The organism is Streptomyces sp. NPDC087263 (assembly GCF_044744645.1).
Taxonomy (GTDB): Bacteria; Actinomycetota; Actinomycetes; order Streptomycetales; family Streptomycetaceae; genus Streptomyces.
The window spans coordinates 184889-205907 of sequence record NZ_JBIUYT010000008.1; the positions used below are offsets into that span (position 1 = coordinate 184889).

The following is a 21019-nucleotide window of genomic DNA, read 5'->3' on the forward strand; positions in this document are numbered from 1 at the left end:
ACTGATCGGTAAGGGGAATCGGCCATGCAGCTCGGGATCAACCTCGGCTACTGGGGCGGCGGAATGGACGCGGACAATCTCGCCGTCGCCCAGGAGGCCGACCGGCTCGGATACGCGGTCTGCTGGGCCGCCGAGGCCTACGGCTCGGACGCGGCCACCGTGCTTAGCTGGGTCGCCGCCAAGACCGAGCGCATCGACGTCGGCTCGGCCATCTTCCAGATCCCGGCCCGCCAGCCCACGATGACCGCGATGACGGCCGCCACCCTGGACTCGCTCTCCGGCGGCCGCTTCCGCCTCGGCCTCGGTGTCTCCGGCCCGCAGGTCTCCGAGGGCTGGTACGGCGTCAAGTTCGACAAGCCGCTGGCCCGCACCCGCGAGTACGTGGAGATCGTCCGGAAGGCCATGACACGCGAGCGGCTCTCGTACGAGGGCACGCACTGGACGCTGCCACTGCCGGGCGGCCCCGGCAAGCCGCTCAAGCTGACCGTGCACCCGGAGCGCGAGCACATCCCGCTCTACATCGCCGCGATCGGCCCCAAGAACCTGGAGCAGACCGGCGAGATCGCCGACGGCGCGCTGCTGATCTTCCCCTCGGCCGACCACCTGGAGGACACCGCGATCACGCACCTGCGCGCGGGCCGCGAGAAGGCCGGCAAGACGCTGGAGGGCTTCGACATCTGCCCGACGCTGCCGCTCGCGCTCGGTGACGACAAGGACGTGACCGCGCTGGCCGACATGTTCCGGCCGTACACGGCGCTCTACGTCGGTGGCATGGGCAGCCGCAAGCAGAACTTCTACAACCAGCTCGCCCAGCGCATGGGGTACGAGAAGGAGGCCGCCGAGATCCAGGACAAGTACCTGTCCGGCGACAAGGAGGGCGCGGCCGCGGCCGTTCCGCACTCGCTGATCGACCAGACCACGCTGCTCGGCTCCGTCGACCGCATCGCCGACCGGATGAAGGCGTACGCCGCAGCCGGGGTCACCACGCTCACGCTGGCGCCCGCGGGCTTCTCGCTGGAGGACCGGATCGCCTCGCTCCGGGCCGGTACCGATGCCCTGGAGCGCGCCGGTCTGGCGTAACGCGGCGAAAGCCCTCTGAAATAGGTTTCTGCGGCCGTGGTGGGGGCTCGGGGGTCTCCCCGCCACGGCCGTCACCGGGAACAACGCGCCAGAGCCCCTTCGGGTTACGCCCCTGAGTGTCCCTCTCCGTCCTTCGTTTGGCGGAGTTGTCCGACATATCGGTTGCCGCGCTCCTGCCAACCCATTTGACTCGGTTTCTGCGGAAACCCTGTATGGAGGTGGCAGCGATGCTTTCGGCCAAGAGTCTGTTCAAGGAAATCCTCGACCACGACGAGTCGTTCAGGCTCTTCTGCTCCATCGCTGCCAGCGGGGAGTCGCAGGGGGGCTGGGAGAACGCGCGGATCGCCGCGCTCGTCCCGCAGAGCGAACGGGAGCTCGCCCCCAGGATCACCCGGCACGGCGCCGACGAGGACAAGCACGGGCGGATCTTCAACGCCCTCATGAAGAAGCGCGGCCTGACACCCGTCGAGGTCCCGTCCGACACCGACTACACCATGCTCCTGGAGCGGCACGGGATCGGTCTCGCGCACGACAAGCTCAAGAGCGACGAGCCGCTGAGCGTGCAGGACATCGTCACGTATCTCGCCCACAGCAGGGTCACCGAACAGCGCGCCTCCGAGGAGATGGAGCTGCTGTGCAGGTACTTCGCCGACCATCCCGATATCGGCCGCGCGGTGAGGATGATCTCGAACGACGAGGACAACCACCTCGCGTACTGCCACGAGGAACTGCTGCGCTTCGCGAGCGCCGGGCACGGCCGTGCCATCCAGCGGACGCTGCGGGAGTGCGCGCACGCCGAGATCCGCGTCTACCGGGACGTCAGCCTCGCCGTGATGGCCCACATGGGGCGCATTCTCGGCTGGTCCGGGGCCAGGTCCGCGACACTCGTCGCGGCGATCCACGCCGTCTACGCCTACGAGCGGGCCCTGGGCTGGCGCCGAATGGTCTCTCTCCGCATGCCCGAGCGGCGCGACGCGCTGGGCGGGCCCGCGGCCGCGGCACCCGAGTTCGCGTAGCCCACCGCCACGCGCGCGTGGAGCCCGGTTTTCAACAATCCCGTCCCTGAAGGGCCCTAGTCTCCGGCGATCCCGCCCCTGAAGGGCCCGCCTACAGCCAGCCCCGCCGCTTGAAGAGCCGGTACAGGACGATCTCCAGGACCACCATCAGCAGGATCACCGCCGGATACGACCACAGCCAGTGCAGCTCGGGCATGTGGTCGAAGTTCATGCCGTAGACGCCTGCGATCATCGTGGGCACCGCGGCCATGGCCGCGAACGCGGAGATCTTCCGCATGTCGTCGTTCTGGCGCACGCTCATCTGCGCCAGATGGGCCGAGAGGATGTCCGAGACCAGTCGGTCCAGGCTCTCCACGGACTCGTTCACGCGCATCAGATGGTCGTTGACGTCGCGGAAGAAGGGCTGTGCCTTCTCGTGCACGAAGGGCACGGCCGTCCCGTAGGGGCCCGTGCCCGCGAGCCTGGTCAGCGGGACCGACAGCGGGACCGTGGCCCTGCGGAACTCCAGGATCTGCCGCTTGAAGGTGTAGATCCGTGCGGCGGTCGTCCGTGAGCCGCCGACATTCGGCGAGAAGACCTCCGCCTCCAGCTCCTCCAGGTCGGTCCCCAGCTCGGTCGCCACCTCCAGATAGTGATCGACGGTGGCGTCGGCGATCGAATAAAGCACTGTGGTGGGGCCGAGCCGGAGCCGTTCGGGATCCGCCTCCAGGTGGTGCCGTACCGCCGCGAGAGGCGATTCCTCGCCGTGCCGGACGGTCACCACGAAGCAGTCGCCGATGAAGACCATGACCTCGCCGGTGGTGACGGTGTCGCCGTCCGGCTCGTACACGACCGGCTTGAGGACCATGAACAGCGAATCGTCGTACACCTCCAGCTTGGGCCGCTGGTGCGCCTTCAGGGCGTCCTCGACCGCCAGCGGGTGCAGCCCGAACTCCTCGGTGACGAGGTCGAACTCCCGCTCCGTCGGGTCGTGCAGCCCGATCCAGAGGAACGCGTTGCCTGCCGCACGGGCCTCGGCCAGGGCGTCGGAGAGGTCGTCGGGACCCTCCGTGCGGTGCCCGTCGCGGTAGATGGCGCTGTCGACGATCACGGAGCGTATTCTTCCGCCGAAGAGGTCGGGGCGCACTCCGGCCACCTCCTCCCGCGGTCCGGACCTGGTCCCCGGGGCGCCCGTTTACGCTGGGCCGCATGCCCACCCTGATCCTTGTCCGGCACGGACGTTCCACCGCCAACACCTCCGGACTGCTCGCCGGCTGGACGCCCGGCGTCGCCCTGGACGAGCGCGGCACCCAGCAGGCCTCGGCCCTCCCTGGTCGGCTCGCCGCGCTGCCGATCTCCGAGGTCGTCACGAGCCCCCTGCAACGCTGCCAGGAGACCGTCCAGCCGCTCCTCGACGCGCGGCCGGAGCTGCGGGCGCACACCGAGGAGCGCATCGGGGAGGCCCACTACGGCGACTGGACCGGCCGCAAGCTCGCCGAGCTGATGGACGAGCCGCTGATGGAGGTCGTCCAGACCCATCCGTCGGCCGTGGCGTTTCCCGGCGGCGAGTCGATGCGGGCCATGCAGACACGGGCCGCCGAGGCCGTACGCGAGTGGAACGCGCGCGTGGAGCGCGATCACGGCAGTGACGCCGTGTATCTCATGTGCTCGCACGGCGACATCATCAAATCCCTTGTGGCGGAAGCACTCGGACTTCATCTCGACCTCTTCCAACGGATCTCTGTCGAACCGTGTTCCATCACCGCGATCCGCTACACACGAATGCGGCCGTTTCTCGTGCGCCTCGGAGACACCGGTGATTTCGCGTCCCTGGCGCCGCGCGAGGAACCCCCGAGCGGTGACGCCACGGTCGGGGGCGGTGCGGGCGCACCGTGATCGTCGGCCGCAGTAGGGTGAAGCGGTCCAAGCAGCGCAGTAGTTGTCATCCGTAAGTGCATCCGTAGTTGCCAGCAGACTTGTCAGCAGCCGATGCGGGCCGACGCTCGTCAGCCGGTCCTCATGCCGAATCAATGGAGACAGGACGTGTCCCGTCAGGTGTTCCTCTACGACCCCCCGGACCGTTTCGTCGCCGGTACGGTCGGGTTGCCCGGGCGCCGTACCTTCTTCCTACAGGCCACCTCGGGCCCCCGGGTGACCAGCGTGGCTCTGGAGAAGACCCAGGTGGCCGCACTCGCCGAACGCATGGACGAGCTCCTCGACGAGGTCGTACGGCGTACGGGCGGCAGTGCGCCGGTGCCGGCCGTGGCCCCTTCCGAGGTGTCCGACACCGCCCCGCTCGACGCCCCCGTCGAGGAGGAGTTCCGGGTCGGCACCATGGCGCTGGCCTGGGACGGTGACGAGCAGCGCATGATCGTCGAGGCGCAGGCCCTTGTGGAGCTCGACGCCGACTCGGACGAGGACCTCGCCGAGGCCGAGGAGCGGCTGCTCCAGGACGACGAGAACGGTCCGCCGATGCTCCGGGTCCGGCTCACCGGCGCGCAGGCCCGTGCCTTCGCCAAACGCGCCCTCGACGTCGTCAACGCGGGCCGGCCGCCCTGCCCGCTCTGTAGCCTCCCGCTCGACCCGGAAGGACACGTATGTCCGCGCCAGAACGGATACCGCCGCGGAGCGTGACCACGGCCGAGCTGCTCGCCAAGGGAGAGCTGAAGGTACGCGGACGCATCCGCGAGGCCTCGAACGCGGTGCTGTACTGCTCCGTCTCCTACGAGGGCCGGGACGCGTTCTGCGTCTACAAGCCGGTCGCCGGGGAGCGGCCCCTGTGGGACTTCCCCGACGGGAACCTGGCGCAGCGCGAGGTCGCCGCGTACGAGGTGTCCGAGGCGACCGGGTGGGGGCTCGTGCCGACCACCGTGCTGCGGGACGGGCCGTACGGCGAGGGCATGTGCCAGCTCTGGATCGAGGCGGCGCCCGAAGCGGAGCTACTGGCCCTGGTGGACGGCGAGGAGCCGTCCGAGGGCTGGAAGGCGATCGGATTCGCCGAGGTCGCCGAGGGGAAGACGGCGCTGCTCGTGCACGCCGACGACGCGCGGCTGCGCAGGCTCGCCGTGCTCGACGCCGTGATCAACAACGCCGACCGTAAGGGCGGCCATCTGCTGCCCGCCGGTGAGGGGCGGCTGTACGGCATCGACCACGGCGTCACCTTCAACGCCGAGAACAAACTGCGGACGTTGCTGTGGGGGTGGGCGGGGGAGTCGCTGCCCGCCGAGGCGGTCTCGGTGCTCTCCGCCCTGCGGGACGGACTGGCGCCCGGCGCACCGCTCGCCACCCGGCTGGCCGAACTCGTCACCGCCGCGGAGGTGGACGCCACACGCGCGCGTGTCGAGGCGATGCTGGCGTCGGGGAAGCATCCCGAGCCCAGCGGGGAGTGGCCGGCCATTCCCTGGCCACCGGTGTGACGGCGTCCACGGAGCTTCGGCGATCCCCGGAACGCCGTAGACGCATAGCGCCGCGCTTCACGCAAGACCGCCTTCCCGGCCATCAGGAGTGGTCCGGTTCGTATACGTAACTTCCGGCCGGTTACGCTCATTGCATGTATGCCTGGCCCGCTTCTGACGTCCCCGCCCTGCCTGGTGAGGGCCGCGACCTCCGGATCCACGACACCGCGACCGGTGGTCTCGTCCGTCTTGACCCCGGTCCCGTCGCCCGTATCTACGTGTGCGGCATCACGCCGTACGACGCGACCCATCTGGGGCACGCGGCGACCTACAACGCGTTCGACCTCGTTCAGCGCGTGTGGCTCGACACCAAGCGGCAGGTTCACTACGTCCAGAACGTGACCGATGTCGACGATCCGCTGCTGGAGCGCGCGGAGCGGGACGGCATCGACTGGGTGGCGCTCGCCGAGAAGGAGACCGCCCTCTTCCGCGAGGACATGACCGCTCTGCGGATGCTGCCCCCGAAGCACTACATCGGCGCCGTCGAGGCGATACCGGGGATCGTTCCGCTCGTCGAGCGGCTACGGGACGCGGGAGCGGCGTACGAGCTCGAAGGCGACGTCTACTTCTCCGTCGAGTCGGATCCGCACTTCGGCAAGGTGTCCCACCTGGACGCCGCCGCCATGCGCCTGCTGTCCGCCGAGCGCGGTGGCGACCCGGACCGCCCGGGCAAGAAGAACCCCCTCGACCCGATGCTCTGGATGGCCGCCCGCGAGGGCGAGCCCAGCTGGGACGGCGGCTCGCTGGGGCTCGGCCGCCCCGGCTGGCACATCGAGTGCGTCGCCATCGCCCTCGACCACCTGGGGATGGGCTTCGACGTCCAGGGCGGCGGCTCCGACCTCACCTTCCCGCACCACGAGATGGGCGCCTCGCACGCCCAGGTGCTGACCGGCGAGTTCCCCATGGCCAAGGCGTACGTCCACGCGGGCATGGTCGCGCTGCACGGCGAGAAGATGTCGAAGTCCAAGGGCAACCTCGTCTTCGTGTCCACGCTCCGGCACGACGGGGTCGACCCGGCCGCCATCCGGCTCGCACTGCTCGCGCACCACTACCGGGCCGACTGGGAGTGGACGGATTCGGTCCTCGACGAGGCCCTCGCGCGGCTGGAGAGCTGGCGGGCCGCGGTGTCGCGCCCGGACGGACCGTCCGCCGACGCGCTTGTCGAGGAGATCCGCGAGGCCCTCGCGGGCGACCTGGACGCGCCGACGGCGCTCGCCGCGGTCGACCGCTGGGCCGCGCTCCAGCACGAGCAGGGCGGTACCGACGAGGGCGCCCCCGGCGTCGTGTCGCGCGCCGTGGACGCCCTCCTCGGAGTGGCTCTCTAGCAACGAGTGGCTCTCTAGCAACAGACGGGCGCCGGGCGGGATTTCACCCGCCCGGCGCCCGCTGTGTTGCGTGAGCCGTCCGCCGTTACTTGTTCCCGTTGTTCTCCTTGTTCTCCTTGCTCTACTTGTTCACGATGACGGCCTGGATGGCGTTGCTGCTCGACTCGTAGATCCCGATGACCTGCTGCCCGAAGGCGAAGGCTTCCTGGACCTCGTCATGCGTCACCTGGTTCGGGTTCACCAGAGGGCGCCACGCCTGGTTGACGTACAGGTAGAGAATCGACGGCTGGCCGGGCAACGGGGTCACGACGTCCCAGAAGTGCTCGGCCACACCGCTCACCAGCGCCTGCGCCTCGACGGCGCTGCGCACGACCAGCGGCTGAGCTTGCTGCTGCGCGCCGAACTGCTGCCCGCCAAGCTGTTGAAGCAGCTGCTGGAACGGCGGCTGCTGCCCGAGCTGCTGCAACTGTTGCTGCAGATGCTGCGGGATCTGCTGCTGCTGGCCGATGCCGCCCTGTTGACCGACGCCCTGCTGCCCGTACGGCTGCTGCATCTGCTGTCCGAACGGTTGCTGCTGTCCGAACGGCTGCTGTTGACCGAAGCCCTGCTGCTGCCCGTACGCCTGCGGGGGCGCCGTGCTGGGGCCCTGCTGGCCCTGTCCTTGCTGCCCCTGCTGTCCTTGCTGTCCTTGCTGCTGTCCCAGTTGGCTCATCTGCGGGGTGGTGCTCATGCGGGTGCCACCTTCCCTCATTGGTTGAGCATTGATCGGTCTCGTCAGCCCGTGACCACCAGGCCGACGATCTCGTCGTCCGAGAACCAGACACGTACGTCGGGCCGTCCCCCCGCGAAGGAGGAGTGCACCGCCTGGCGGATCTCGGGGGACGGGTTGTTGAGGTTGCGCCAGTCGCCGGCCACGAACAGCCGGAGCCTGGGCGGGAGTTCACGCGGGTACGGCACCAGTTCGTCCCAGTACCGCTCGGCCTGGCCCGAGCCGACCGCGTCCGGCAGCAGATGGGTGACCGCCGCCTTGATGTCGGGCCGGTTGCCGATCCGCTGGGAGGCGGGCCGGCCGGGCGCGTCCTGCTGGGGGGACCCCGTGGCCCGCAGCAACGCGCGGGCACTCTCAGGGGAGATCGGCTCCTGCGCGGCCGCCCTGAGCATGCCCTGTAGCGCGGCCAGGGCGCCCACCACCACCGGGGAGGCGGAGGAGGTCCCGGAGAACGTGTCCGTGTACCAGCCGATCTCCTCGGCCCCGCCCTGGAGGTCACCGGGCCGGTCCCAGGTACCGCCGGTGGTCGTGACCTCACGTCCCCAGCCCTGCGCGTCCACGCGTGCCCCGTAGTTGGAGAACGCGAGCCGCGAGCGGTCCGGGCCGTGGTCGCGGCCGTGTGTGCCGGGCGGTGGTGCGCCCGCGCCGACCAGGATCGCGCCGGAGGACTGGTTGGAGGGGTTGAACGGGTTCCGCCACCACTCCGGGAACTCGGCGGGGCGGCGCTCGTACACGCCGTCGTCGAGCGACTCGGCGCCGTTGCCCGCGGCCGCCACCACGATCACGCCCTTGGCGGTCGCGTACCGGACGGCCGCGAAGGTGTCCGGCCACCACTCGATCGGAATGTAACCCTGCTGGTCGTCGCGCGTCTCGAAGTCGAACCGTGGGCCTGGGGCGTGCAGTTCGATCAGGATGATGTCGCCGGGGCCGAGGCGGTCGGCCGCCGAGTGGATCGCAGGCGCGGTGCCGATGCCCTGGAAGGACGCGGCCGCGGTCACCGTGTCCGGCACGATGCCGGTGATCCCCTGCTCGTTGCGGTCGCCGCCGATCACGCCGATGACGGCCGTGCCGTGGTTGCGCCAGGCGAGGTCGGCCAGCGGGGTGCCGACGACGACACCCGCGAGCTTCGCTGCCAGGTCCTGGTGGCCGAGTTGCCAGGCCCCCTCCACGTCGATCACCGTCACGCCCTGGCCCGTACCGCCCGGCCGCTGCCAGGCCCAGTACGCGTCGATCCCCCCGGGCGCCGGGCGCAGATATCCCTGGCGGCTGGTGAAGTCCGGGGTGACGGGCGCCCCTTCCTTCACACGCCGGCTGTCGTCGGCGCTCTCCGCCGCCCGCCCCACCGACCCCACGGACGCCGGTACGGCGCCGGGCTTCACGTACGCCGTGTCGATCTCCGGCAGTGCCGCGATCCGTGAGCGCAGTTCCTGGGCGCGGCTCTCGATGCCGCGCACCCGGTAGAAGAGCGCGAGGTCGGGGCCGCTCTGGGTGGCAGCCGCCGTGGACTGCCGCAGACGTTCCTCGCTGCCGAACAGCGGCTCCAGGGAGAGCTGTTCGTCGCTGAGGAACATGTTGAGGGCCGACACATCGGCGCCCGCCGCCGAACGAACGCCCTCGGCCCGGGCGCGAAGCCTGGCCTCGGGACGTGCGACGACGATCAGCTCCTGCTCGGCTCCTCGGTAGGTGAATCCCGCTCCGTCGGGCCCCGGCCCGGACGTTCCCGGGCCCTGCGCCGGCTGTACCTGGTCGGTCATCGCGTACCGCTCCCTTCGGTCCATGCGGGTGCTCTTGGCTCGGTCCATACGGGTGCTCTGTCGCGGGATGACGCGGTGCCATGTCCCGTCCCCGGGCCGCGCCTTCGAGGCACACCCTGCTACGCGGAGGGCGACTCGTCCACCCCTGTCCGCATCAACTTGGTTTGAAAACAAGTTGAATTGGGAACCCTGTGCAATCCGTCCTGAAACAGATGTCACGAGGCAATCCGGCCAAATGCTGAGGAGACGGATGTCAAGTTCTGGGGCGGCAGGGCCCGTTGACCGCTCGGACGGACTCCTGAGCAGGAGGGCATGACGACTGAGGGGCGGTACGCGTACTGCGTACCACCCCTCAGCCGTCGAGCCGTCGTTCAGTCCTCCGAGGAATCAGAGGGATCCGAGGGCTCCCTGGACTCCTTCGAATCCTTCGAATCCTTGGAATCCGTGGGCTCTTTGGAGTCCGTGGGCGTGTCGTCGGGACCCTCGTCCTCCGTCCCGGTCTCGTCCGACCCGGTTCCGGCCTCCGCCCCCGGCAGCTGCGGCTTCGGTGGCCGAGGGCGGCCGCCGGGGCCGTCCCGGAGGAAGGAGGCGGCTGTGTCGCCGGTCTCGGTCGCGTGGCCCCCGGCCTGCGCGGCAGGTCCGCCGCCGTCCCGTCTGCGCAGATAGCGCTCGAACTCCCGGGCGATCGCCTCGCCGGACGCCTCCGGCAGGTCGGCGGTGTCCCGGGCCTCCTCCAGCGACTGCACGTACTCGGCGACCTCGCTGTCCTCGGCGGCCAGCTGGTCGACGCCCAGCTGCCAGGCCCGCGCGTCCTCGGGCAGCTCGCCCAGCGGAATGCGCAGGTCGATCAGGTCCTCCAGGCGGTTGAGGAGGGCCAGCGTGGCCTTCGGGTTCGGCGGCTGCGACACGTAGTGCGGTACGGCCGCCCACAGCGACACGGCCGGTACGCCCGCGTGCGTGCACGCCTCCTGGAGGATGCCGACGATGCCCGTGGGGCCCTCGTACTTGGTCTCCTCCAGGTCCATCGTGCGGGCCAGATCCGCGTCCGACGTCACCCCGCTGACCGGTACAGGACGTGTGTGCGGGGTGTCGCCGAGCAACGCGCCCAGGATCACCACCAGCTCCACGCCGAGCTCGTGCGCGAAGCCGAGCAGCTCGTTGCAGAACGAGCGCCATCGCATCGACGGCTCGATACCTCTGACCAGTACCAGGTCACGCGGCTTCTCACCGCCGACCCGGACCACCGACAACCGTGTCGTCGGCCATGTGATCTTGCGGACACCGCCGTCCAGCCACACGGTGGGGCGGTTCACCTGGAAGTCGTAGTAGTCCTCGGCGTCCAGCGCCGCGAACACCTCGCCCTTCCATTCCTTGTCCAGATGTGCGACCGCGGTGGAAGCGGCGTCGCCGGCGTCGTTCCAGCCTTCGAACGCGGCCACCATGACCGGGTCGATCAGCTCGGGAACCCCCTCGAGCTCGATCACCCAGTGCCTCCTTCCGACGTGCCCTCACGTACGCCTCAACCTTACGGCGTACGAAGGGGGCCTCCGCAGCCCCCTTGCACGGGGGAGTGAACGGATCACTGCCCCACCGGGGGGCCGGAAACACGCGTGACCGCCACCCGGCCTCGTCGGGCTGCCGAGGGACCTGGTGGATGCCCGGGGCGCTTCACAGGGTCGAGCGCAGCCACTGTTCCACGCTCGCGATATGCACCGTCGCCCATGAGCGGGCCGCCTCCGCGTCACGGTCGCGCAGGGCCGTGAGGATCGCACGGTGCTCGTGCAGGGTGCGGCTGACCGCGTCCTCCTGGGTGAGTCCCCGCCAGATGCGGGCTCTGGTGGTGGGCCCGGAGAGGCCGTCGAGGAGCGAGCAGAGCACCGAGTTCCCCGAGCTCTGCACGATGCCACGATGGAACTCCAGGTCGCCGGCGACGAGTTCCTCCACCGAGGGTGTCTCGCCGAGCGCGTCCAACTGGGCAGCCAGTGCCTTCAGTTGCTGCTCGCTGATGCGCGAGGCGGCCATCGCCGTGGCGGCCGGCTCCAGAATGCGGCGGACCGCGAGGAATTCCAGCACCGTGTCGTCGCGGTGGAAGTCGACGACGAAGCTCACCGCCTCCAGGAGGAGTTGGGGGTCCAGGCTGGTGACGTACGTGCCGTCGCCCTGCCGGACGTCCAGGATGCGGATGAGCGACAGGGCGCGTACCGCCTCGCGCAGGGAGTTGCGGGACAGCCCGAGTTCGGCGGCGAGTTCGCTCTCCTTGGGAAGCCGGTCGCCGGGGCGCAGCGAGCCGGAGACGATCATTTCCTTGATCTTCTCGATCGCCTCGTCGGTGACTGCCATGGCGGGTCTCCCTGTCGTTCAGCATGCCGTTCGGGATGTCGCCAAGGCATCCGCTCAGACATCCGATGTCTCAGCTCATTATGCGGGTCGGCGGACTCACCAGGACACGGAATCCGACGTCGGCGCAGCCGAGGGCCGACGGGCCGGCCTCGTCGAGGGGCCCTCTGTTACCGGAAGCGCGTGTGAGGGGCGGCTCCCGTCGCAGCCGCCCCTCACACACACCGCAGGGTCTACTTCTTGTCGAGCAGATCCTGCACCTTGCCCCGCACCTCGTCCGTGGCAAGCCCACGGATCGTCAGCGTCGTACGACGGCGCAGCACGTCGTCCGCCGTCTCGGCCCACTCGTTGTCCCGGGCGTAGACGACCTGCGCCCAGATCTCCGGCGCATCGGGGTGGACGCGCTCGGCGAGCTCCGTGTTGTCGTTGGCGAGGCGCGCGATGTCGAAGGCCAGCGAACCGTAGTGGGTCGCCAGGTGCCTGGCGGTGTCGGCCGCCATCCGCGGGCCCGGCGCCGGGCCGTCGGCGAGCAGACGGTGCGCGACCGCACGCGGGTTGGCGACACCGGGCAGCGGCATCTTCTTCGGCAGCGAGGAGATCGGCTCGAAGTCGTCGCCCAGCGGGTGCCCGGGCAGCGACTCCAGCTTCTTCATGACCGTACGGCCGATGTGGCGGAAGGTGGTCCACTTGCCGCCCGCGACGGACAACATCCCGCCGCGGCCCTCGGTGACGACCGTCTCGCGCTTGGCCTTCGAGGTGTCGCCGGGCCCGCCGGGCAGGACACGAAGCCCCGCGAAGGAGTACGTGATCAGGTCACGGGAGAGCTGCTGGTCGCGGATGGAGAACGCGGCCTCGTCCAGGATCTGGGATATGTCCTTCTCGTTGACCGCGACATCCGCCGGGTCACCCTCGTACTCCTCGTCGGTGGTGCCGAGCAGCAGCATGTCCTCCCAGGGGAGGGCGAAGGTGATGCGGTACTTGTCGATGGGGGTGGCGAGCGCGGCCTTCCAAGGGGCGGTGCGCTTGAGGACCAGGTGCGCGCCCTTCGAAAGGCGGATGGAGGGAGCCGAGTCGGGGTCCTCCAGCTTGCGCAGGTGGTCGACCCAGGGGCCGGTGGCGTTCAGCACCAGGCGCGCCGACACCCCGAACTCGTCACCGGAGAGCCGGTCCCTGAGCTCCGCGCCGGTCACCCGACCCTTGGTGAAGCGCAGCCCGGTGACCTCGGCGTGGTTGAGGACGACGGCACCGGACTCGACGGCCGCGCGGACCGTCATCAGGGCCATCCGGGAGTCGTTCATCTGGTCGTCGCCGTACACGGCCACGGCCTTGAGGTTGTCGGTGCGCAGCTCGGGCACGTCCTGCGCGGCCTTCGAGGGGCTCAGCAGGTGCCCGACGCCGTCGCCGAAGGCGGACAGCGCCGAGTACGCGAACACCCCGGCACCGAGCTTCGCGGCGCCGTGCGGGCCGCCCTTGTACACGGGGAGGTAGAAGGTCAGCGGGTTCGCCAGGTGGGGGGCCACCTGGCGGGAGACCGCACGGCGCTCGAAGTGGTTCTCCGCCACCAGCTTCACCGCGCCGGTCTGCAGGTAGCGCAGACCGCCGTGGAGAAGCTTGGAGGAGGCCGAAGAGGTGGCGCCGGCGAAGTCGCCCGCGTCCACCAGGGCCACCCGCAGCCCGGACTGCGCCGCATGCCAGGCGGTGGAGATGCCCAGGATGCCGCCGCCGATCACGAGAAGGTCGTACGAGGCCTTGGAAAGCTGCTCCCGGGTTTCGGCGCGACTGGGGTTCGAGCCGGGGGCCGGGCGCGTACCGAGGGCAGGTACGGACTGCAGGGTGGACTGGGTAGTCATGCGGGTTCTTACTCCTCGCCAGTGTTGTCGTCGAGCCAGCCCATGGACCGCTCGACGGCCTTGAGCCAGCTCTTGTACTCACGGTCACGCGTCTCCGCGGCCATGTTGGGGGTCCATTCCGCGGCCCGGCGCCAGTTGGCGCGCAGGTCCTCGGTGTTGGTCCAGAAGCCGACGGCGAGACCGGCGGCGTAGGCGGCGCCGAGGCAGGTGGTCTCGGCGACCATCGGGCGCACCACGGGGGCGTCCAGGACATCGGCCAGGGTCTGCATCAGCAGGTTGTTGGAGGTCATGCCGCCGTCGACCTTGAGGGCCGTGAGCTCGACGCCCGAGTCCTTGGTCATGGCGTCGCTGACGTCACGGGTCTGCCAGGCGGTGGCCTCCAGGACGGCGCGTGCGATGTGCGCCTTGGTGACGTAGCGGGTCAGCCCGGTGATCACGCCGCGGGCGTCCGGACGCCAGTACGGGGCGAACAGGCCGGAGAAGGCCGGTACGAAGTAGGCGCCTCCGTTGTCCTCGACCGAGGACGCGAGCGTCTCGATCTCGGCGGCGGACTTGATCAGGCCCATCTGGTCGCGCATCCACTGCACCAGCGAACCGGTGACGGCGATGGAGCCCTCAAGGGCGTAGACCGGCTTCTGGTCGCCGATCTGGTAGCCCACGGTGGTCAGCAGCCCGCTGTAGGAATTGATGATCTTTTCGCCGGTGTTCATCAGCATGAAGGTGCCGGTGCCGTACGTGGACTTGGCCTCGCCCTCGGAGAAACAGGTCTGGCCGAACAGGGCCGCCTGCTGGTCGCCGAGCGCGGAGGCGACGGGGATGCCGCCGAGCAGCTCGCCGAGCCTGCCGCCGGTGATCTCGCCGTACACCTCGGCGGAGGAGCGGATCTCGGGCAGCATGTTCAGCGGAACGCCGATGGACTCGGCGATCTTCGGGTCCCACTTCATGGTGTGCAGGTTCATCAGCATGGTGCGAGAGGCGTTGGTGACGTCGGTGACGTGCCTGCCGCCGTTGACACCGCCCGTCAGGTTCCAGATGACCCAGCTGTCCATGGTGCCGAAGAGGATGTCGCCGGCCTCGGCGCGCTCACGCAGGCCCTCGACGTTGTCGAGCAGCCAGCGGGCCTTGGGCCCCGCGAAGTACGAGGCGAGCGGCAGGCCCGTCTCGCGGCGGAAGCGGTCCTGGCCGACATTGCGGCCGAGCTCCTTGCAGAGCGCGTCGGTGCGGGTGTCCTGCCAGACGAGGGCGTTGTATACGGGCTCACCGGTGTTCTTGTCCCACAGCAGCGTGGTCTCACGCTGGTTGGTGATGCCGATGGCCTTGATGTCGTCGCGAGTGATGCCGGCCTTCTCGATGGCCGAGGCGACGACCTCCTGGACGTTGGTCCAGATCTCGGTGGCGTCGTGCTCGACCCAACCCGGCTTCGGGAAGATCTGCTCGTGCTCCTTCTGGTCGACGGAGACGATACGGCCGTCCCGGTCGAAGACGATGCAGCGGCTGGACGTGGTGCCCTGGTCGATCGCCGCGATGAACGGCCCTGTGCCGTGCGAGGAAGTGCCTGTGGTCTGTGCTTCGGTCACGGTGTGCTCCTGAAGATTCCGTGTGAAGGGGCTGTATCTACGGCGCTGTGCTCTGCGGCGGTGCTGTGTGAAGCGGTGCAGTGAAGCGTGCGGCTCTCGGGCGGTGCTCACAAACGGTGCTCACAAACGGTGCTCTAAGCAAAGGCGACGTTGTAGATGCCCGCAGCGATCGCGCCGCCGATCAGTGGACCGACGACCGGGATCCAGGCGTAGCTCCAGTCGGAACCGCCCTTGTTGGGCAGCGGGAGCAGGGCGTGCACGATGCGCGGGCCGAGGTCACGGGCCGGGTTGATCGCGTAGCCGGTCGGGCCACCGAGGGAGAGGCCGATGCTCACCACGACGAGCGCGGTGATCAGGGCGCCCAGGGTGCCGAGGCCGTCGCCGTTGCCGTTCAGGCCCTGCGTGAGGATCGCCAGGATGAGCACGAAGGTGCCGATGATCTCGGTGGCGAGGTTCTGCCACGCCTTCCGGACCTCCGGGCCGGTGGAGAAGATGCCGAGCACGGGGCCCGCGCCCTTCTCCTCGGCCTCGACGGCCTTGGTCTTGACGACCTTCTCGCCCGGCTCGCCGACGACCTCGGGGTCGGTGAGGTGCGCGTGGAACTGGCCGTAGTACGCGACCCAGACCAGGGTGGCACCGATCATGGCGCCGAGCAGCTGACCGCCCCAGTAGATGGGGACGTTGTCCCATCCGCCATCCTTGATGGCGAGCGCGAGAGTCACGGCCGGGTTGAGGTGAGCGCCGGAAAGGGGCGCCGAGATGTAGACCGCGGTCAGTACCGCGAAGCCCCACCCGAAGGCGATGGCCAGCCATCCGGCGTTGCGTGCCTTGGAGGCCTTCAGCGTGACGGCGGCGCACACGCCACCGCCCAGCAGGATGAGAACGGCGGTACCGATGGTCTCGCCGATGAAGATGTCGGAGCTGGACACCCGCGACTCCTTTGTCGTTCGTCCAGGGGAAGCCGAACCCCGGGTCCCTCCGGTGGTTCGTGCTCTCAGGGAGAGAGAGCGATGCGGCCCTTGGCGTTGTCACACTCTAACGCGTATGGCCGTTAAGTGTTCGACAATGCCGACCGATGGACGGGAGTCTTGCTCTCGTGTTACCGGCACGTCAAGAGCACTGTTGTCGAAAACACGATCGTTATTGATTGCTGTGAGCCATCGATCTTGCGAGCGAACGACGAGGGCCGGGACGCCCTTGGCATCCCGGCCTTCTCCTGTACGAACGTAAGAAATCTGTGGGTTTCAGAAGCGCCCGGCGCCGAGGTCCCGCGACACCGCGCGGGCGCAGTCCCGTACCGCCGCGATCAGCTCGGGGCGCAGCTCCCCGTCCGTGCAGACCCGCTCAACGGCCCCGGTGATGCCGACCGCGCCGACCGGCATCCGCCGCCGGTTGTGGATGGGGGCGGCGACCGAGGCGACGCCTGTCCAGGTCTCCTCGACGTCGTCCGCGTACCCGCGCGCGCGGGTCAGGTCGAGCACGCCCTCGAACTGCTCCAGCTCACTCACGGTGCGCGCCGTAAACGGCTTGCGCTCGGCCTCCAGGACCTCGCTGTGCGCCACCGGGTCGTACGCGGACAGGACTTTGCCCAGCGCCGTGGAGTGCAGTGGCTGCATGGCCCCGACCTCCAGGACCTGGCGGCTGTCGTCCGGCCGGAACACGTGGTGCACGATCAGTACGCCCTGCTGGTGCAGCACGCCCAGGTAGACGCTCTCACCGCTGGAGCGGGCCAGATCGTCCGTCCAGACCAGCGCGCGCGCCCGCAGCTCGTGCACGTCGAGATAGGTGGTGCCGAGCCGGAGCAGCTCGGCGCCCAGCTGATAGCGCCCGGAGAGACCGTCCTGTTCGACGAAGCCCTCCTGCTGAAGGGTGCGCAGGATGCCGTGGGCCGTACCCTTCGCCAGGCCGAGCGAGGAGGCGATGTCGGACAGGCCGAGCTGTCGCTCGCCGCCCGCGAGGAGCCGCAGCATCGCTGCCGCCCGTTCGAGCGACTGGATGTTCCGTGCCATCGCCGTGCTGCCTCCGTCCCCTTCGACCGTCGGCGGTCGATTCACTGCCGTCGTTCGGCAATGTCGAACACTACCGTTCCCTGTCGACCTCTCGCTAATGGATGGTCGCCACATATTTCGTCCGTCCGGGCACCGCAGCCGCATCCGCCACGCCCGTCCGTCTCCTGGACGCCCCGACCCTATGGCCGTGCTCCGGGCTACCCTGACCGGGTGCGCGTTCCATGGGAAGCGCAAAGCCGACAGCCGTCGCACTCCAGGGAGCATCTTCATGGCCTCGTTGCCGAACCCGTCCCTTTCGTCCGCGCTTGCTGAGAGCCGGGCGCGTGCCGGAGCACTCCGCCAGGCCCTCGCCACCCGCGTCGTGGTGGCCGACGGAGCGATGGGCACGATGCTCCAGGCACAGGACCCGACGCTGGAGGACTTCCAGCAGCTCGAGGGCTGCAACGAAATCCTGAACCTCACCCGCCCCGACATCGTCCGGTCCGTCCACGAGGAGTACTTCTCCGTGGGCGTCGACTGCGTGGAGACCAACACCTTCGGCGCCAACCACTCGGCGGCGACCGAGTACGAGATCGCCGACCGCATCTTCGAACTGTCCGAGTCGGGCGCCCGGATCGCCCGCGAGGTCGCCGACGAGTTCGGCGCCAAGGACGGCCGTCAGCGCTGGGTCCTCGGCTCGATCGGACCGGGCACCAAGCTGCCGTCGCTCGGCCACATCGCGTACGACGTCCTGCGCGACGGCTACCAGAAGAACGCCGAGGGCCTGCTCGCCGGCGGCGCGGACGCCCTGATCGTGGAGACCACGCAGGACCTGCTCCAGACCAAGTCCAGCCTGGTCGGCGCGCGCCGCGCGATGGAGGCCCTCGGCCTGGAAGTGCCGCTGATCTGCTCGCTCGCCTTCGAGACCACGGGCGTCATGCTGCTCGGCTCGGAGATCGGCGCGGCGCTCACCGCGCTCGAGCCGCTCGGCATCGACCTGATCGGGCTGAACTGCTCCACCGGTCCGGCCGAGATGAGCGAGCACCTGCGCTATCTGGCCCGCCACTCGCGTACGCCGCTGATGTGCATGCCGAACGCCGGTCTGCCCGTACTGACCAAGGACGGCGCCTACTTCCCGCTGACCGCGCCCGAGATGGCCGACGCGCAGGAGACCTTCGTACGCGACTACGGCCTCCAACTGGTCGGCGGCTGCTGCGGTTCGACGCCCGAGCACCTGCGCCAGGTCGTCGAGCGCGTGCGCGACATGGCGCCGGGGGCCCGCGACCCGCGCCCGGAGCCGGGTGCCGCCTCCCTCTACCAGACGGTGCCGTTCCGTCAGGACACCGCCTACATGGCGATCGGCGAGCGGACGAACGCCAACGGGTCGAAGAAGTTCCGTGAGGCCATGCTGGAGGCCCGCTGGGACGACTGTGTGGAGATGGTCCGCGACCAGATCCGTGAGGGCGCGCACATGCTCGACCTCTGCGTCGACTATGTCGGGCGTGACGGTGTCGCCGACATGAAGGAGCTGGCCGGCCGCTTCGCCACCGCCTCCACGTTGCCGATCGTGCTGGACTCCACCGAGGTCGACGTGCTCCGCGCGGGCCTGGAGAAGCTGGGCGGCCGGGCGGTCATCAACTCGGTCAACTACGAGGACGGCGACGGCCCTGAGTCCCGCTTCGCGAAGGTCACCCGGCTGGCCCGCGAGCACGGCGCCGCGCTGATCGCGCTGACCATCGACGAGGAGGGCCAGGCCCGCACCGTCGAGCACAAGGTCGCCATCGCCCAGCGGCTGATCGAGGACCTGACGACGAACTGGGGCGTCCACGAGTCGGACATCCTCATCGACACCCTGACCTTCACCATCTGCACCGGCCAGGAGGAGTCCCGCAAGGACGGCATCGCCACCATCGAGGCCATCCGCGAACTCAAGCGCCGCCACCCGGACGTACAGACCACCCTGGGCCTGTCCAACATCTCCTTCGGCCTCAACCCGGCCGCCCGCGTCCTGCTGAACTCGGTCTTCCTCGACGAGTGCGTCAAGGCGGGCCTGGACTCGGCGATCGTCCACGCGTCGAAGATCCTGCCGATCGCGCGCTTCGACGACGAGCAGGTCCAGACGGCCATGGACCTGATCTACGACCGTCGCGCCGAGGGTTATGACCCGCTGCAGAAGCTGATGGCGCTGTTCGAGGGCGCCACCACCAAGTCGCTGAAGGCGGGCAGGGCCGAGGAACTGGCCGCGCTGCCGCTGAACGAGCGACTCAAGCGGCGCATCATCGACGGCGAGAAGAACGGCCTCGAACAGGATCTGGCCGACGCCCTGGAGCTCCGCCCCGCCCTCGACATCGTCAACGAGACGCTCCTGGACGGCATGAAGACCGTCGGCGAGCTGTTCGGCTCCGGCCAGATGCAGCTTCCGTTCGTGCTCCAGTCCGCCGAGGTCATGAAGACCGCGGTGGCCTACCTGGAGCCGCACATGGAGAAGTCGGACGCGGAGGGCAAGGGCACCATCGTGCTGGCCACGGTCCGCGGCGACGTCCACGACATCGGCAAGAACCTCGTCGACATCATCCTGTCCAACAACGGCTACAACGTCGTCAACCTGGGCATCAAGCAGCCGGTCTCGGCGATCCTGGACGCCGCCCAGGAGCACCGGGCCGACGTCATCGGCATGTCAGGACTGCTGGTCAAGTCCACGGTGATCATGAAGGAGAACCTTCAGGAGCTCAACCAGCGTGGAATGTCCGCCGACTACCCGGTGATCCTTGGCGGCGCAGCACTGACCAGGGCGTACGTCGAGCAGGACCTGTACGAGATCTACCAGGGCGAGGTTCGCTACGCCCGCGACGCCTTCGAGGGCCTGCGCCTGATGGACGCGCTGATCGGGGTGAAGCGGGGGGTGCCGGGAGCGGTGCTGCCCGAGCTGAAGCAGCGCCGGGTGCGGCCCGCGGCCGTCGCCACCGAGGTCGAGGAGCGCCCCGAGGAGGGGCACGTACGCTCCGACGTCGCCATCGACAACCGCGTGCCCACCCCGCCCTTCGCGGGCACCCGCGTCATCAAGGGCATCCAGCTCAAGGAGTACGCCTCCTGGCTCGACGAGGGCGCGCTGTTCAAGGGCCAGTGGGGCCTGAAGCAGGCACGCGCGGGCGACGGGCCGACGTACGAGGAACTGGTCGAGACCGAGGGCAGGCCTCGGTTGCGCGGCCTGCTGGACAAGCTACAGACCGACAACCTGCTGGAAGCGGCCGTCGTCTACGGCTACTTCCCGTGCGTCTCCAAGGACGACGACCTGATCATCCTGGACGAACAGGGCAACGAGCGCACTCGCTTCACCTTCCCGCGCCAGCGCCGCGGCCGCCGACTGTGCCTGGCCGACTTCTTCCGCCCGGAGGAGTCCGGCGAGACCGACATCGTCGGCCTCCAGGTCGTCACCATGGGCTCGCGGATCGGCGAGGAGACCGCCAAGCTCTTCGAGGCCAACTCCTACCGGGACTACCTCGAACTGCACGGCCTGTCGGTCCAGTTGGCCGAGGCCCTCGCCGAGTACTGGCACGCCCGGGTGCGCTCCGAACTCGGCTTCTCCGGAGAGGACCCGGACGCGATGGAGGACATGTTCGCCCTGAAGTACCGGGGCGCCCGCTTCTCCCTCGGCTACGGGGCCTGCCCCAATCTGGAGGACCGCGCCAAGATCGCCCAGCTGCTTGAGCCGGAGCGCATCGGCGTCGTGCTCTCCGAGGAGTTCCAGCTCCACCCGGAGCAGTCCACGGACGCGATCATGATCCACCACCCGGAGGCGAAGTACTTTAACGCGCGCTGATCGGACAGGCCGTACACTGGTCGGTCCACTGCAGGCCGGTTGCCCCCTTGGTAAAAAAGGGCGACCGGC

General features: G+C 69.3%; 16 protein-coding genes. 7 read left to right on the forward strand and 9 right to left on the reverse strand.

The features are described 5' to 3' along the window. Positions 1–24 precede the first annotated feature (24 nt). Both ACIPC1_RS26030 and ACIPC1_RS26035 read left to right on the forward strand, forming a co-directional pair. On the forward strand, positions 25–1080 hold the full coding sequence (locus ACIPC1_RS26030) for an LLM class F420-dependent oxidoreductase (RefSeq protein ID WP_402520905.1): 1056 nt from the start codon (positions 25–27) through the stop codon (positions 1078–1080). Between the two features lie 227 nt (positions 1081–1307). Continuing rightward, positions 1308–2096, forward strand: a complete 789-nt coding sequence (locus ACIPC1_RS26035) for a ferritin-like domain-containing protein (protein WP_402520907.1) — start codon at positions 1308–1310, stop codon at positions 2094–2096. Positions 2097–2187: 91 nt separating this feature from the next. On the opposite strand, the gene corA is transcribed toward ACIPC1_RS26035, so the two are convergent. After that, a complete protein-coding gene (gene corA, locus ACIPC1_RS26040; RefSeq protein ID WP_384387420.1) occupies positions 2188–3186 on the reverse strand; it encodes a magnesium/cobalt transporter CorA in 999 nt (332 codons plus the stop codon). A gap of 98 nt (positions 3187–3284) precedes the next feature. Here corA and ACIPC1_RS26045 point away from each other — a divergent pair, with 98 nt between their 5' ends. The 4 genes from ACIPC1_RS26045 (at position 3285) to mshC (ending at position 6855) form a co-directional block, all read left to right on the forward strand. Further along, on the forward strand, positions 3285–3971 hold the full coding sequence (locus ACIPC1_RS26045; RefSeq protein ID WP_384387424.1) for a histidine phosphatase family protein: 687 nt from the start codon (positions 3285–3287) through the stop codon (positions 3969–3971). A gap of 147 nt (positions 3972–4118) precedes the next feature. Further along, positions 4119–4709 carry a DUF3090 domain-containing protein gene (locus ACIPC1_RS26050; RefSeq protein ID WP_402520910.1) on the forward strand — a complete coding sequence of 197 codons (591 nt, stop codon included), beginning with the start codon at positions 4119–4121 and terminating at the stop codon, positions 4707–4709. After that, entirely contained in the window at positions 4673–5491 is an 819-nt protein-coding gene (locus tag ACIPC1_RS26055) for an SCO1664 family protein (protein ID WP_402520912.1), read from the forward strand. The genes ACIPC1_RS26050 and ACIPC1_RS26055 overlap by 37 nt, the downstream gene beginning before the upstream one ends. A gap of 134 nt (positions 5492–5625) precedes the next feature. Beyond that, complete coding sequence (mshC, locus tag ACIPC1_RS26060) at positions 5626–6855, forward strand: cysteine--1-D-myo-inosityl 2-amino-2-deoxy-alpha-D-glucopyranoside ligase (protein ID WP_402520914.1); 1230 nt, start codon at positions 5626–5628, stop codon at positions 6853–6855. 121 nt (positions 6856–6976) lie between these two features. On the opposite strand, the gene ACIPC1_RS26065 is transcribed toward mshC, so the two are convergent. The 8 genes from ACIPC1_RS26065 to ACIPC1_RS26100 all read right to left on the reverse strand — a co-directional run bounded on the left by ACIPC1_RS26065 (position 6977) and on the right by ACIPC1_RS26100 (position 17151). Beyond that, positions 6977–7585 carry a hypothetical protein gene (locus ACIPC1_RS26065; RefSeq protein ID WP_402520916.1) on the reverse strand — a complete coding sequence of 203 codons (609 nt, stop codon included), beginning with the start codon at positions 7583–7585 and terminating at the stop codon, positions 6977–6979. A gap of 44 nt (positions 7586–7629) precedes the next feature. Then, complete coding sequence (locus tag ACIPC1_RS26070) at positions 7630–9378, reverse strand: S8 family peptidase (RefSeq protein ID WP_402521417.1); 1749 nt, start codon at positions 9376–9378, stop codon at positions 7630–7632. Positions 9379–9749: 371 nt separating this feature from the next. Then, positions 9750–10862, reverse strand: a complete 1113-nt coding sequence (locus tag ACIPC1_RS26075) for a PAC2 family protein (protein WP_402520918.1) — start codon at positions 10860–10862, stop codon at positions 9750–9752. A 184-nt stretch (positions 10863–11046) separates the two neighbouring features. Beyond that, positions 11047–11718: a FadR/GntR family transcriptional regulator gene (locus ACIPC1_RS26080; RefSeq protein WP_402520920.1), complete on the reverse strand. Its 672-nt coding sequence runs from the start codon at positions 11716–11718 to the stop codon at positions 11047–11049. A gap of 230 nt (positions 11719–11948) precedes the next feature. Next, positions 11949–13565 carry an FAD-dependent oxidoreductase gene (locus ACIPC1_RS26085; protein ID WP_402520922.1) on the reverse strand — a complete coding sequence of 539 codons (1617 nt, stop codon included), beginning with the start codon at positions 13563–13565 and terminating at the stop codon, positions 11949–11951. Between the two features lie 8 nt (positions 13566–13573). Next, positions 13574–15142 (reverse strand): glycerol kinase GlpK, encoded by a 1569-nt coding sequence (gene glpK / locus ACIPC1_RS26090; protein WP_384379895.1) that lies wholly within the window; start codon positions 15140–15142, stop codon positions 13574–13576. A gap of 134 nt (positions 15143–15276) precedes the next feature. Beyond that, positions 15277–16071, reverse strand: a complete 795-nt coding sequence (locus ACIPC1_RS26095; protein ID WP_402520925.1) for an MIP/aquaporin family protein — start codon at positions 16069–16071, stop codon at positions 15277–15279. Between the two features lie 315 nt (positions 16072–16386). Next, positions 16387–17151 (reverse strand): IclR family transcriptional regulator, encoded by a 765-nt coding sequence (locus tag ACIPC1_RS26100; RefSeq protein ID WP_402520927.1) that lies wholly within the window; start codon positions 17149–17151, stop codon positions 16387–16389. Positions 17152–17419: 268 nt separating this feature from the next. On the opposite strand from ACIPC1_RS26100, the gene metH reads away from it, so the two are divergent. Further along, positions 17420–20950: a methionine synthase gene (gene metH, locus ACIPC1_RS26105; protein WP_402520929.1), complete on the forward strand. Its 3531-nt coding sequence runs from the start codon at positions 17420–17422 to the stop codon at positions 20948–20950. The last annotated feature ends 69 nt before the right edge of the window (positions 20951–21019 follow it).